Origin of the sequence: Aquabacter albus (assembly GCF_040049275.1) — a bacterium.
Classification (GTDB): domain Bacteria; phylum Pseudomonadota; class Alphaproteobacteria; order Rhizobiales; family Xanthobacteraceae; genus Aquabacter.
The window spans coordinates 16,971-30,687 of the sequence record NZ_JBDZDT010000012.1 but is presented as its reverse complement, the minus strand read 5'-3'; the positions used below and the strand labels follow the sequence as shown (position 1 = coordinate 30,687).

At 63.9% G+C, this 13,717-nt stretch carries 12 protein-coding genes and 2 pseudogenes; 4 read left to right on the top strand and 10 right to left on the bottom strand.

Annotated features, from left to right (window positions below; translation table 11 throughout):
• Positions 1-16: 16 nt before the first annotated feature.
• The 3 genes and pseudogenes from mug to ABLE91_RS25460 form a co-directional block, all read right to left on the bottom strand.
• Positions 17-586 carry a G/U mismatch-specific DNA glycosylase gene (mug, locus tag ABLE91_RS25470; protein ID WP_348935357.1) on the bottom strand — a complete coding sequence of 190 codons (570 nt, stop codon included), beginning with the start codon at positions 584-586 and terminating at the stop codon, positions 17-19.
• A gap of 95 nt (positions 587-681) precedes the next feature.
• The gene (locus tag ABLE91_RS25465) at positions 682-1,215 is read right to left on the bottom strand and encodes a TetR/AcrR family transcriptional regulator (protein ID WP_348935356.1); all 534 of its coding nucleotides are present in this window, start codon (positions 1,213-1,215) and stop codon (positions 682-684) included.
• Positions 1,216-1,399: 184 nt separating this feature from the next.
• Positions 1,400-1,608, bottom strand: a pseudogene (locus ABLE91_RS25460) (IS3 family transposase); the annotation flags it as partial.
• Positions 1,609-1,933: 325 nt separating this feature from the next.
• Here ABLE91_RS25460 and ABLE91_RS25455 point away from each other — a divergent pair.
• Positions 1,934-3,094, top strand: coding sequence for an MFS transporter (locus ABLE91_RS25455; protein WP_348935355.1), 1,161 nt, complete (start codon positions 1,934-1,936; stop codon positions 3,092-3,094).
• Between the two features lie 39 nt (positions 3,095-3,133).
• On the opposite strand, the gene ABLE91_RS25450 is transcribed toward ABLE91_RS25455, so the two are convergent.
• The 6 genes and pseudogenes from ABLE91_RS25450 to ABLE91_RS25425 all read right to left on the bottom strand — a co-directional run bounded on the left by ABLE91_RS25450 (position 3,134) and on the right by ABLE91_RS25425 (position 9,790).
• Positions 3,134-3,772, bottom strand: coding sequence for a DNA-3-methyladenine glycosylase family protein (locus ABLE91_RS25450; RefSeq protein ID WP_348935354.1), 639 nt, complete (start codon positions 3,770-3,772; stop codon positions 3,134-3,136).
• A 43-nt stretch (positions 3,773-3,815) separates the two neighbouring features.
• Positions 3,816-4,415 carry a DUF924 family protein gene (locus ABLE91_RS25445; protein ID WP_348935353.1) on the bottom strand — a complete coding sequence of 200 codons (600 nt, stop codon included), beginning with the start codon at positions 4,413-4,415 and terminating at the stop codon, positions 3,816-3,818.
• Between the two features lie 27 nt (positions 4,416-4,442).
• Positions 4,443-5,936, bottom strand: a complete 1,494-nt coding sequence (locus ABLE91_RS25440; protein ID WP_348935489.1) for a DHA2 family efflux MFS transporter permease subunit — start codon at positions 5,934-5,936, stop codon at positions 4,443-4,445.
• A 211-nt stretch (positions 5,937-6,147) separates the two neighbouring features.
• Positions 6,148-7,077 (bottom strand): DUF3991 and toprim domain-containing protein, encoded by a 930-nt coding sequence (locus ABLE91_RS25435; RefSeq protein WP_348935352.1) that lies wholly within the window; start codon positions 7,075-7,077, stop codon positions 6,148-6,150.
• Positions 7,078-7,765: 688 nt separating this feature from the next.
• Positions 7,766-8,835: pseudogene (locus ABLE91_RS25430) on the bottom strand (alkene reductase).
• Between the two features lie 181 nt (positions 8,836-9,016).
• On the bottom strand, positions 9,017-9,790 hold the full coding sequence (locus ABLE91_RS25425) for an SDR family NAD(P)-dependent oxidoreductase (protein WP_348935351.1): 774 nt from the start codon (positions 9,788-9,790) through the stop codon (positions 9,017-9,019).
• Between the two features lie 203 nt (positions 9,791-9,993).
• Here ABLE91_RS25425 and ABLE91_RS25420 point away from each other — a divergent pair, with 203 nt between their 5' ends.
• From ABLE91_RS25420 to ABLE91_RS25410, 3 genes are all read left to right on the top strand, one after another.
• Entirely contained in the window at positions 9,994-10,269 is a 276-nt protein-coding gene (locus ABLE91_RS25420) for a hypothetical protein (RefSeq protein ID WP_348935350.1), read from the top strand.
• Positions 10,270-10,369: 100 nt separating this feature from the next.
• The gene (locus ABLE91_RS25415; RefSeq protein WP_348935349.1) at positions 10,370-11,479 is read left to right on the top strand and encodes a PA0069 family radical SAM protein; all 1,110 of its coding nucleotides are present in this window, start codon (positions 10,370-10,372) and stop codon (positions 11,477-11,479) included.
• A 101-nt stretch (positions 11,480-11,580) separates the two neighbouring features.
• Complete coding sequence (locus ABLE91_RS25410; RefSeq protein WP_348935348.1) at positions 11,581-12,027, top strand: GNAT family N-acetyltransferase; 447 nt, start codon at positions 11,581-11,583, stop codon at positions 12,025-12,027.
• Positions 12,028-12,091: 64 nt separating this feature from the next.
• Here the strand turns inward: ABLE91_RS25410 and ABLE91_RS25405 are convergent, their stop codons facing one another.
• On the bottom strand, positions 12,092-13,582 hold the full coding sequence (locus ABLE91_RS25405; RefSeq protein WP_348935347.1) for a DHA2 family efflux MFS transporter permease subunit: 1,491 nt from the start codon (positions 13,580-13,582) through the stop codon (positions 12,092-12,094).
• Positions 13,583-13,717: the final 135 nt, after the last annotated feature.

The window sequence follows — 13,717 nt, the reverse complement described above, 5'->3', positions numbered from 1 at the left end:
CGCTGACATGGATCGTTCAGGCAGGATCTGCGGAATGGTCGGGGCCTCGGCGATCCTCGCGATCGCCGAGGCCGCGGCCGCTCTCAATCTCGGTGCGGAACGCCGAATACGCCTTGACCAGAGCATCAAGGCTATAGCCCCGATTGAGACCACTGGGGTTCGGCAGCACCCACGCCGGGACGCCGCCGAAGGCCGTTGGTTGACGCCCCCAAGCGACGTCCCTGACCTGAAGCATTCCCGCGAGCGCGCGTTTGCCAAGAAATGCGACCGAACGCGGCGCTAGGCCGCGGATTCGCTGCTCGAAACTCGCACGGGCATCAGCGAATTCGCTTGCCGAGATCTCGCTCGCGCGACGCGTCGGGCGACGCACCACAGCTGTGATCCCACAGCCATAGGCGAGAAGTTGCCGCTCGTCGTCGGGCGCGAGCCGCACGTCGGTGAAGGATGCGAGGTGGAGGACGTTCCAGAATCGATTGCTCGGCGTCGAAAAGCTATGTCCTGATCTCTCGGTGCTGATACCTGGGTTCAGACCGCAAAAGATGACATTCAGGTGCTTCGCGAGGATGTCAGGCTGATATCCGCTCATATCGATCGTTCTTAACTTTCCGTTCGGTCAGCGGGCCCATCGGCTTTGATCGCCCACTCGCCGGGCCGCCAGGTCGGTCTGATGGCGAAGAAGACCTATGCTGCCAGCGCGGGTGTGACCAGGCTCGCTGTTGCGTGGTCGAATGCGCTGATGTCGCCGTAAGCGCGCGCGAGGATCAGACCGCCTTCGAGCGCCGCCATGACATGAAAGGCCTGGCCAATCGCGTCCGGTCCGCCGATTCTGCTCGAGAGATCGTCGATGCATCGGCGAAAGTAAGTCTCGATCTCGTTGACGACTTCCGGCGGCAAGCCTCCGGCTTCGGCGCCGAGCATGCCGTTGAGGCACATCCGGCCGTCGCGCTCGATCTCCTGGCGAAAGATCGCCCGATAGATCCCGATCACATCGTCCTGAGTTTCGTCTTCACGCCGGCCGACCAGCTCGAAGAAGCGCTCGCCATATCGTCGCGCCACCGCCGCGGCCATCCCCGCTTTGGTGGGGAAGTGGTGGTGAACGCTCGCGCTCTTTATCCCGATCTCCGCAGCGAGATCGCGGAAACTGAACCCTCTATAACCAGCCTCGCGTATGCGGGCCTCGGCAAGGTCCATTAACCGATCGGCAGTCTCACCCATCTCTAAATCTCCTGTCTATCGATAGATAGATTATGATGACGACAATTTCCAGAGGCATCGGTGCTTTACCTATCGATAAGATAGATCCGCGGGGAGCAGCACCGGCCGTCGTCATCAAATGTTTCGAGACGGTGTCGGTTTCTCAGGAACGGAGGCTCTGACTCATCTGAGTGTGAGGCCACCCTGAGAAATCGTCCAACACGGTCGAGAGATTATACCGGTCCCAGCCGGTGATCTTCGAGTAGATCAAGTCGATCTGCCAGAGCCGGTTGGGCACTGTGATCTTGTTCTTGAGCTCCGACGCCTCCTTGATGACGGCGTAAGGCCGGGAAGGAGTCAGGTCATGCCCTTTAGGAGCTGATGCACTGTGGCTTCCGAGAGGAAGTTTGTCTTTCGCTGGCGAGCATCAGTGCAACCCCGCGCTGATCGGCGACACCGGTAAGACCCATCTCATCATCGCCATCGCCCGCACGAAGGCCCATAAGCGCCACGGCGGAGACGGACTTCCTCCGCCACTTCCCCGAGGGATTGTCACGATGCCTGCGGCATCATCGTCGGCGCGGCCATAAAACGCGCCGACCCTATCGGAGGACCATTCAAAATGATCTATCGATAGATATACCGACGGGACAAAATAAGTTATTCGGCGGCCACAAGGCGCGAGGATTGCAGGCCTCCCATCGGCCGTCGGTGACGCCCGGATCACGGGGACAAAAGAATGACGAAGGTCGCTTCCTGGATGCCGCTCGTTGCCCTGTGGACCTGTGGAGCAAACCTGCGACTGACCATCCTTGCGGTTCCTCCCGTGATCTCCATCATCCAGGCGGAGCTGGGTCTGTCGGGGACCGAAGTCAGGCTTCTGTCCGCCATACCGGTTATCATGTTCGCGATCGCGGCCACGCCAGGGTCGAGCCTTGTCAGCCGATTTGGGGTGAAGCGGGCCCTTCTCACGGGGCTGGTCATCACGGCAGCCGGAGCCGCCTCGCGAGCTGCGTCGTCGAACATCTGGCTGCTCTGCGCAACGAGCCTCGTCATGAGTTCCGGCGTGGCGCTGATGCAGCCCACGATGGCAGCTGCGGTGCGGGCCTGGGTTCCAGCGCGCGCCGCGTTCGGAACTGCCGTCTACACGAACGGATTGATCGTCGGCGAAGTCCTTCCCGTTGCAATAATGCTTCCGCTGCTCCTGCCCGCACTCGGCGACTGGAGGCTGGCTTTGGGGATTTGGGCCATCCCGGTCGCGGCGGCCGCCGTTTTCGTGGCGACGCTTCCCTCGACGTGGGATCCGGCCGCGGCTGCCCCCGAGCCGATCCGGTGGCTGCCGGAACTGAATGGCCAGCTCAAATGGCGCGTCGGCCTGATCCTGGGCAGCGTCAGCAGCACCTACTTCTGTACGAACGCTTTCCTTCCCGCTCTGTTGAACGGAAACGGGCATCCAGAACTCATAAGCGCGGCGCTCACCGCCCTCAACCTCGGGCAGTTTCCCACCTCATTCCTGCTCCTGTTCGTGGCCGACAGAGTGCAGGGCAAGCGCTGGCCTTACCTATTGCTCGGCCTGCTCCTCATCGTCGGCCTCGCCGGTCTCGTGTGCTTTGGAGCGAGCTGGAGCGTGTTCTGGGCGGCAATCCTGGGAGCAACGTGCGGAGCGGCACTGGCCCTCGCGCTCGCGCTGGCTCCGCTCCTCTGTGGTAATCCCGACGAGGTCGCACGCGTATCCGCCGCGGCCTTCGCCATCTCCTACAGCTTCGCGATGCTGGTGTCCTTTGCGTCCGGCGTCGCGTGGGACGTCACCGGAAACGTGAACGCCGCATTTGCACCGATCCTGCTCGCGACAGTGCCGATCTTGGCGTTGCCGCCGACGCTCTTTGCGTGGCGACGTTGAGGATATCCTGCCCGCACTGGCAGTGCGTAGGACAAGTACCTAGGGGCTCAGGACAGCGCCGCTTTCGGTCGCGAGGCCCTTTGCCTGCATGTAGTAGCCCCACAACAGGAGCGCGGCGACCCCGCGATAGGGCTTCCACATCTCGGCGCGCGCGTAGAGCGCCTTCTCGGTCGGACGCTGCTCGGAACCCTCGAGCAGCCGGAATCCTTCCTGCAACGCGATATCGCCAGCGGGAAAGAAATCAAGCCTTCCCTCGGAGAACATGAGGTAGGTCTCGGCCGTCCATCGGCCAATGCCTTTGATCGCGATCAACGCAGCCGACGCTTCGGCGTCTGTCAGCGCCTCGAGCCGCTCGAAGAGCTCGGCCGCCTCGGCGATCGCCCGCAGATAGCGGACCTTCTGGCCCGACAATCCAAAGCCTCGCAGTCGAACGTCGTCCGCGGCGAGCACGGTCTCAGGGCTGAGTGAGCCGAGGCCCTCGATCATTTTTCGCCGGATCGAGTCGGCTGCAGCGACTGAGACCTGCTGGCCGATGATCTGACGAACGAGCCCTTTGAACCCCCGCTCGCGGACGATCCAAGTGCTAGGCAGGACTTCGGTGTGGGCCTTTGCCATCAAGGGATCGATGCGGGCGAGCGCAAGACGACCAGCTAAGAGTTCAGCGTCGGTGGGGGTCACGGCGTTGCAGACCTTCTAGGATTGACTTCATTCGCTTGGCGCTTCAGCCTGCAAATCCGCCGCCGTCGAGGAATGCTTGTTCCTCCGGTGTCGTATCGCGGCCGAACATGGGATTTCGGTGCGGATAGCGGCCAAAGCGCGCGATGATGTCCTGGTGGATATGCGCGAATTTGATAGCTTCTGCATCGAGCGACGCGTGACAGAGTCGGACCGCCCGGTCCTGGTCCTCGAGCTCCTCCGAGTGCTCGAAGGGCAGATAGAAAAAGACGCGGAGCTCTTGCTCGATCTGCATATCAAGACCGCGATCGACGGCGATCCGGGCAAAGCGCAGTGCAAGCTTGTCGGTCGCGAACATGTGCCCCGTATTCCGATAGCTGTTCCTCGGAAACTGGTCGAGCAACACCATGAGCGCGAGCGCGCCCTCGGCGGTATCGACCCAATGGTCAAGTTGGCGGGCGGCGGCAGCGAAGTGCAGAGCTTCGAAGCGCTGCCGGAAATCCGTGTCGAAGGTCGGGTCTTTCGCGAACCACTTGTCGATGCCGGCGTGACGCCAGAAGGCGTTGACGGCGGCGATGCGCGGATCGACGTCGGGGACGTGCCGTGCGCTTTCGTTTTCGAGCGAATGCGGAGGCGTTTCGGTCATTGCGGTTCGGCTCTTTCGCGCCGCGCTTCAAGACGGGCTGTTACCGGCGGTCCAGATCAGCCGCCAGCTCGCCAAGCTTGAAAGGACGGCGATGAACGCCGCGACGAAAAGCGCCGCACCGAAACCGGCACCCACGCTGGCATGCACGGAGCCGGCGAGGGCGTTCTGGATGGGAGCCGGCAGCGCGGCCAACGCGCCTTGCGCGTCGCCGCCGACGATGCGCAGGCTGAGATCGTGCCAGTCGACCGCGTGGTCGGGCACAAGCGGCGTCCCGAGCTTGCGCAGATGGGCTTCCGCGACGCCGGCGAGGACCGCGCCGAGACCGGCGACGCCGGCGATGATGCCGATAAACCGCGTCGTGCTGGCGAGGCCGGAGGCCATGCCGGCGCGCTCGGGCGGCACCGAGCTGACTTGCGCTTTCGCGGTCTCGCTGTTCAGCGGCCCGGCGCCCGAGCCGGTTACGAACATGCCGATCGCGGCCGCCCAATAGGCGAGGTCAACGAGGACGGCGGTTGCCGCGATGGCATTGCCGATGGCGACCAGGCCGAGGCCGAAACACAGGATGGCCCGGCTCGACATGCTCGCGGCAAGCCTGCCGCCAATGCTCGGACCGATCAGCAGCGGCAAGGCGAAGGGCGTCATGGCAAGGCCGGCGACCGCCGGCGAAAGAACGTAGGCATCCTGCAGATAGAGCGGCAGGATCGTCATCATGACCTGCGCGGCCGCCGCATAGCCGAGCATCGCGACCGCGGCGCCGACGACGGTCGGATCGCGAAAGATCGATAGGTCAATCATCGGGTGCGGATGCCGGCGTTCGGCGAAGACGAAGGCGACCAGCAGGACCGCACCGACGACGAGGCGCAGGATCGTGCGTGCGCTCTCCCAACCGACGCTGTTGGCGTCGATGAGCGCCCACACCACGCTGAACAGGGCGGCGCCGAAGAGCACGATGCCCGGATAGTCGAGACCCGACGCTTTCGGATCGCGCGACTCGCCAACCGAGGCGAGCGCGAGCGCGATCAACCCCGCGCCCAAGGGCAGGTTGATGTAGAAGGCCCATCGCCATCCGAGATAGGTCGTGACCAGGCCACCAACGATCGGCCCGAGCGAGGGCGCCATTCCCATAACGGTGCCCCAGATCGCATAGACCTGGGCGCGCTCATGCGTCTCGAAGCCCTGGGCGACAACGGCGAGCGAGGACGTGAGCTGCAGGGCGGCGCCGACCGCCTGCAGCGCGCGCGCCGCGTTGAGCGTGAGCAGATCGGACGCGGCTCCGCACAGGAAAGAGGCGAATGTGAAGATCGACAGTCCGAGGAGCAGCATGCGCCGGCGTCCGAGTCGATCGGCGAGCGCGCCGGCGGGCATCAGGAGCGCCGCGAAGGGAAGGATGTAGGCGCTGACGACCCACTCGACGTCGGTGAAGCCGCCCTTGAGATCGCGCGCGATCGACGGCAGCGAGACCGCGACGATGTTGGTGTCGAGCATGATGAGGAACGGCGCGCCGGCGCAGCACAATAACATGCGCAGCTTTCGGCCCGAAAACGGCGCCGTCGCCGACGGCTGAAGTATCTCGCCCCCTGGCGCCGGCGTCGCTGTGCCGACGCCATTACCTGCACCTGTGGGCACGCCGTGTCCAATCATTGTCTATCTATCGATAGGTTCAATGCTATAACACGCGACCTTGTCCAGTCAAGCAAAGCCGGCCCTCAATATTCGGATTGAAAGCGAACTCTCACGCAGACGCGACGAGCCGGGGATGGGAAAATCTCGCCAGCAGAGCTTTTAGATCCTCATTCCAGTCGTCGCCGCGTGGCCGCGACCGGATATAGCGAGCACCAGCCTCCGCGGCGATCGCCTGGATGCGCTCGGCATAGACATCGCCTTGCCGATTGTTGTCGGTCGCTGCGACAAGATGGAAATGGCTTCCCATGGCGATATGTCGAAGCGCCTCGTCCGTCGCGGGGGACCAGCCGCCGCCGGTGCTGACGTAGAGCGTATCGGGCCGCAGCACCTCGATCGCGGCCAGGCTCATGGCGTCGATTGCGGCTTCGGTCACGCAGATCCGATCTGCGGCCTGCGCACCAAACCGGAAAAGCTCCTTCGCTCCGTTGGTGGCAAAGCCACGCCAGAATGGCCCGCGCTCTTCCCAGCCGGTGAGCACGCCGACCGCCGATCGATGCGCGGCCCACATGCTGCCGTGCGGTCCCTCCCGCAGGCAATCCTGCGCGATCGCACTTTGAACGACGTCGTCGGGTAGCGCGCGCTCGGACGTCAGGTAGCGCCAGGTGGCCGAACCGGGCTGCGGCTTGAACCGTCGCTGCCACCGTTCGGTGATCGGGGCCGCCGGCGACGGCCGGGCCGGGCGCGTCCAGGCCGGCTTGCTCGGAGCGAAGCCGACGAGGGGGGCGAGGTGTTCGCATGCGGCGACGAAGCCGTCGGCGCCGAGATGCACGGCGAGATCGAAGATATCGCCTCTCTCCGGTGAGAGGGGGTCGAACCAGCCGCGTCCCTCGTGGATCACGATGATGATCTCGCCGTCGGCACGCCTGAACTTCACGGAGCGGCGGGTGCTTTCCTTCAGATCGATCTTCCAGCCAGCGGCTTCGAGGACGATCGCGCAGGTCACTTTCTCGCGCAGATTTTCAATTTCGTGCTTCTCCATCCGTTCACCCGAGCCGCGCCGGAGGCGCGCGCTCGCCCTTTCTTCGGTTGATTCTCCTCGTCCCGCACCTCGCGGAACGCAACCGACAGGCTGCGAAGCCTGCCGGACGCAAGGGCGCGCTGATAAGAGATCCAAGATGTTGAATGCTCGGCGCGGCGAAGCCTCCCTTGCGTCCAGCAAGGCGCCAGCGGCACCGGCCGCCATCCTCCGCCGCGCCCGCCGTAGGCGCGCGTCAGGGATGGCTATCCGGAAGGGGGAACCCCCGCTTCTTGCCCACACAGAATCCCGATGAGAGGTCTGGCAAGCCACAAATTTTATAGAACGTCCAGAAGCCGAACGAGCGAGCGATTACGCGTCGTGCGGGGCAGTACGCGTTGCCCTGGGGCTTGAAAAACCCCTGTCAGCGGTTGGCGCCAGCCGACTGGCAACCTGTCCGATCTGCCGCCCCGAATGGCTCATCGAGGAAGAGCATGCGCTCCGTCGCGACTCGGCCGAGACGAAGAAGGAGCGGCGACGCATCGCGTTCCGAGACCCATGCGATGAACTCGGCTACGTGCCCAAGGATCCCGCGTGAAGCTCGTGCCGGAAACAAAAAGCTGTCCTAACCGCCGCACGGATTCCTGACATCGCGACCTGACAGGCGACAGAGCCCTGCCGGAATGCATCCGGCAAGGTGGTTGCAGATATCTCAGGCTGCGGGAAGCGGATCGGGCACCGTGGCCTCGTAGAACGGGTAGTCCGTATAGCCGCGCGCGTCGAAGCCATAGAACGTGCTGCGGTCATACGGGTTGAGCGGCAGACCGCGCTCGATCCGTTTCGGGAGATCGGGGTTGGCGACGAAGTGGCGGCCGAAGGCGATCAGACTGGCGTCGCCGTTGGCGACGCTAGCCTCGCTGTCGCAGGATTGAAGCCGCCTGCGGCGATGACCGGCCCCCGGAAGATCTTGCCGAGCTCCTGCGCGGCGACCGGCGGCTGGGTTTCGGCAATCGTGTCAGCGCCCTTCACGCGGGGCTCGATGATGTGGAGATAGGCGAGGCCCAGGGCGTCGAGCTGCTGCACCACGTAGCGGAACAGCGCGTGCGGATCGCTGTCGCCCATGCCGTTGAAGCTGTTGCTCGGCGCGAGCCGCACGCCGACCCGATCTGCGCCCCAGACATCCGCAAGCGTGTTGACGACCTCGAGGAGAAGACGCGCCCGGTTCTCGATCGATCCGCCATATCGGTCGGTGCGCTTATTTGTGTTGTCCTGCAGGAATTGGTCTATCAGATGGCCGTTGGCGGCCATGAGCTCGATGCCGTCGAAGCCTGCGGCCTGGGCATTCTCGGCACCGGTGCGATATTGGTCGAGAATTGCGGCGATCTCCGCCGTCTCGAGCGCACGGTGCGGAGACGTCGGTTCAAATCCATTCGGCGTGTCGACGACGATGCTCGTATCGTTCCAGTAAGCGGGATCGACCGAAGCGGTCACCGGCTGCGACCCCGTGATCGCGATGTGCGTGGTGCGACCGGCATGCCAAAGCTGCGTGAAGAAATAGGCACCCTTGGCGTGAACCGCATCGGTGATGCGCTTCCAACCCGCGATTTGCTCGTCCGTGTAGAGGCCGGGCGCGTGATAATAGCCGCGCGCAGATGGTGCGATCGCGGCCGCCTCGGTGATGAGCAAGCCGCCGTCCGATGCGCGTTGCGTGTAGTATTCAAGCTGTAAGTCGCTCGGAATGCCGGCTCCCGGCTGCGCGCGCAGCCGGCTCAGCGGCGGCATGACCACGCGATGTTTCAGCGTCAGCGGTCCGATCTGCACGGGCGTAAATAGTTTCTTTTCGGCGTAATTAGCCATCGGAATTCTCCGTCGCATCGAGGCCGCGTTCCGTGGGCGCAGGGTGAAGTGATGCGTCCCGCGCGTTCACGCGCGGGACGCAATGGCCTTGGCAGTTGGGGGCGGGTCACTGCCGGCCGGCCATGATGCCGCCGTCGACCGGAAGGACGACGCCGGTGATGAAGCTCGCCCGGTCAGAGGCAAGAAAAAGGAGCGCTTCGGCTGCGTCAGCCGGCTGGCCGTTGCGTCCGAGGGGATGCATCGCATTGAAGGTCGGCAGGATGGCCTTGACCTGCTCCGGAGTCAGGAAGGTGTCGTAGACCGGCGTTTCGATCACTCCCGGCGCGATCGCGTTCACGCGGATCTTGTAGGGCGCCAGCTCGATCGCGAGGTTTTTAACGAGCGCATGGACGCCACCGTTCGCGGCGGAATACGCCGAAGACGGTGTGGCGCCGATCGCCTGGAAAGCCCACATTGAGCCCGTCTGCACGATTGCCCCGCCATGGCCGGCGTCCCTCATCGCCTTCGCGGCAGCCTGCGCGGCGAAGAACTTGCCCCTCAGGATCGTGTCGATGAACCGATCGTATTCGACTTCGGTGAGCTCTAAGAACGGCTTGGGGCTGAAGATGCCGGCATTGTTGAACAGGACGTCGAGTCGCCCAAAGCGTTCGAGCGCAACCTTCACAATGGCCTCGCCGGTGCCGGGGAGCGCGATATCACCGACCTGAATGACGGCACGCTTGCCGCTCGGGTCGATTTCCTGAGCGGCGATCGCTGCCTTCCTGGCGTCGCGGCCGTTGACAACGACAGACCCGCCCTCGGCCACGAACCGGATCGCTACCTCCTTGCCGATGCCCGAGCTACCACCTGTGATGATCGCGACCTTGTCGTGAAAGCGCATGAAAACTCTCCTAGCTCGACCTATCGATAGATCGATTGGGCCGCTGAGATTAATCGCTGGAAATATTCGTCGTCAAGATCTATCTATCGATAGAGAGAACAAGCATGACGCGGGCGATTGGGATCAAGCGGAGCGGTCGGTTGGTGCACCACAGCACCCGCTGTTAGGCGCTGTTGCTTCGACCGGGCGAGAGAGAAGCCGAAATGACCAAGAATTCTGACCTGTCCGCTGAGGTAGCGACCGAGCTGCACAACCGGGTCGCTCGGCAGGTGGTCGCACAGATCATCCACGAGACCAAAGCGGCGGGCGGCTCTTATTCGGACCTTCTGGTCATCTGCGAAAGCGTTCTGGTCGGTGTCGTCGTCGAATGCTTCAGGCTTGGCCACGACAGCAAGGTGATCGACCTCGTCTTCACCGCCGCCAAGAATCGTCTCGCCAGTGTGCGATTGGAAGATCTCGACGCCAAGGGTACAAGCTGAGAGCATCTTGAGCGGACCGTTCCTTCCGCCTCGCCGGCGGCAGTCAGCGCCGGCTGGCATAAACCGAAACCAGAGAGAAGATCGAACCCCGGAGGGGTCAATGAGCGGCAAGAACAAACAGGAAACCTCGGGTCTGCGCGGTGATCAGATTGAGGTGCGGGGCCGCTCGTCGCGCTCGAACGGGTCCGGCCGGTTCGAGCCGTATCAGCGCGACCGCGTCGATGACGGGTGGGCACATGGCGATGAGGACGAGAACGAGCGTGTCGAGACGACGCTGACCGCCGAGAACGCCAAGACGATCCTGTCACGCAACGACAGTCCCGACATCGGCTTCGATCGCTCGGTCAATCCTTATCGTGGCTGCGAGCATGGCTGCATCTACTGCTTCGCTCGCCCGACGCACGCCTATCTCGGTTTGTCGCCCGGCCTCGATTTCGAGACCAAGCTGTTCTTCAAGCCTCATGCCGCGACGCTTCTGCGGACCGAGCTCGCGAAACCCGGCTACGTGCCGGGTCGCGTCCAGCTCGGCGCGAACACCGACTGCTACCAGCCGATCGAGAAGTGCCTTCGGATCACGCGCGGCGTCATCGAGGTGCTCGCCGAATTCCAGCATCCGCTCGGCATCACCACGAAGAACCATCTTGTCACCCGGGATATCGATTTGCTCACTCCGATGGCCGAGAGGGGCTTGAGCGTCGTGGTGATCTCGATAACAACGCTCGATCGTCAGTTGGCGCGGGCCATGGAGCCGCGGGCGTCGACGCCGGGCCGGCGCCTCGATGCCATTCGCGCGCTCTCGGGCGCCGGCATCCCCGTGATTGTGAGCGTGGCGCCGATCATTCCCGGCCTCACCGATCACGAGATCGAGGGCATCCTGGAAGCCTCGGCCGACGCCGGCGCCCGATATGCGCATTATTCGATGCTGCGCCTGTCGCACGAGTTGAAGGATCTCTTCAAGCAGTGGCTCGCGGCCGAACGGCCCGATCGCGCGGAACGCGTCATGTCGCTTGTGCGCCAATCGAGGGGTGGAAAGGAAAACGACACCCGCTTCGGTCTGCGCATGGTCGGCGAGGGCCCGGTTGCCAACATGCTGGTCGATCGATTTCGACTGGCGCGCCGCAGATTCGGACTCGATCGCAAGATTGCCCCGCTTCGCGTTGATCTCTTCAAGCCCCCGCCGAAAGCGGGAGACCAACTCGCTCTTTTCTGATCAAGGCTCGCAAGCACGCCGCGTTGCGTCGATAGGTTTGGCTCGGCCTGCCGCAAGAGCGGGCGCCTGATCGCCCCGACACTCATCACAGGAGAAGACATATGTCCGCGACGATCGTCCGCCCGCTCGAACAAGCCGATCATTCCGAATGGCGCCGGCTATGGACTGCCTATCTGACCTTCTACAAGGCGACCGTGTCCGAGGAGGTCTATGAGACGACCTGGAGGCGGCTGTTCAGCGACGGCGAGTTCGAACCCAAGGGATTGCTCGCCATAATCGACGAAAGACCGATCGGGCTCGTCCATTACCTCTATCACCGCAGCTGCTGGTCGGTTGTGAACAATTGCTACCTTCAGGATCTGTTCGCCGACCCGGACGCACGCGGCAAAGGGGTAGGGGCCGCGCTGATCAAGGCGGTCCAGGATGAGGCCGCGAAGATCGGCGTCACCAATGTCTATTGGATGACGCACGAAACCAACGCAACGGCACGGCGCCTCTATGATCGCGTCGCTCGGCTGACCGGATTCATTGAATACGACCTTCAATGATCCAAAGCGAAGACCTTCGGCGCAAGGCTATCGCTTCTCAAAGCATCGTAACTGCAAGTCACACTCAGCGCTGCGGCTGCGTCATCCACGCAAGCGCGGCCGCCGCAAAGCAAAGTGCCGCGCAGATCGCAGCGATCCATTGAAACGCGACCGTGGTCGCCGCAACGCGAGTGGCTTCCGCGAGCGGCTCGAGCGCCACGATCGGACGCACGCCAAAATCGCCGGAGACCCCGGCGCTGGCGGAAGAGCGTATATAAGCGGCAGACGCCACAGCACCGAGCGCGGCGACCGCAATGAGGCCGCCGGCTCGAGCCACCGCATTGTTGATGCCGGAAGCCAATCCGGAATCAACCTCCGGGGCGGCCGCCAATGCCGCCGTTGAGAGCGGCGAAACCAGCGCGGCCATGCCGAGCCCCATCACCGACAGCAGAGGCAGGGTCAGGATCCAGAACTCTCTGTATGGCATGCTGAGCGCAACCCCCGCGAAGGCGACACCGACGATCGCCGCGCCGATGGTCATGGGCAGACGGGGCCCTATGCGATCCGCCAGACGCCCGGCGGTTCCCGACAGGACCCCAATGGCGAGCGCAAGCGGGAGGAGCAGCAGGCTCGCCTGCCACTCGGGCACGTTCCACGCGGAAATGACGGTCATCGGAAGGAAGAAGAGCAATGCATTGAGGGCGATGAAAACAGCCAACGTGTAGAGGTTTGCTCCGGCGAATGCGCGCGAGGAAAAGAGCCCGATCTTCACGAGCGGCGCCTTCACCCGCAGCTCCCACCGGATGAAGATTGCAAAAATCAGCGCTCCGCCGCCGAGAGACAGCCAGGCAAGCAAGTCTGGGCCGCCGGCAGGCCCAGACGCCGTCAAGCCCCAGGCAAGCGCGCCGAGGGCGACGGTCACCAGGACGGCGCCCACCAGATCGAGTCGCTGGCGGTCGCGCCGGGCATCGCTGGGGACACGCCTGAGCAATATGACGAGCGCGAGCGCGCCGATCGGGATGTTCAACGCAAAAATCGATCGCCATGCCCAACTTGAGTCGAACGAAAGAACCAGGCCGCCGATCAGCGGTCCAACCGCCGTGGTCAGCGACGAGGCCGCCGCCCATATCCCGATCGCGGCGCCTCGCTCCTCGGGTGGGTAAGCCCTTGCGATGACCGCCAGGCTGCCGGGGACCATGAAGGCTGCGCCGAAGCCTTGTGCTGCACGCACCAGGATGAGCGACAGTGCGTCGGGGGCTGCGGCGCACGCAAGCGACGAAACGGCGAAAACGGCGATACCGAAGGCGAATGTATTGCGCGCGCCGAAGACGTCCCCGGCAGCACCGCCGAGCAGGACAAGAGCCGACAGAAACAACATGTAGCTGTTCGATATCCATTGCGCATCGACGAGCGATGCGCCGAGGTCGACGCGGATCGCCGGCGTTGCGAGCGCCACAACGGTGGTGTCGATGAAGCCCATTGCCGACGCGAGGATTGCCGCTATGAGGACGAACTTTCTGCTCTCGACCGGACAGAACTGTCGCTCAACGAGCGCTTGGGCGCGGGCGGCGGGCATGTCCGGCGGGGCGGGCGCGCGGCTACTCAAGTCGCCACGCGAAGCGCGGGCATGTCGGCGTCAGCCGCCTGCAATTCGACATTGCCCGCACTGAAGGGCGCCATCGCGTCGAGGCGCTCGCCCAGTCCTCCCCGG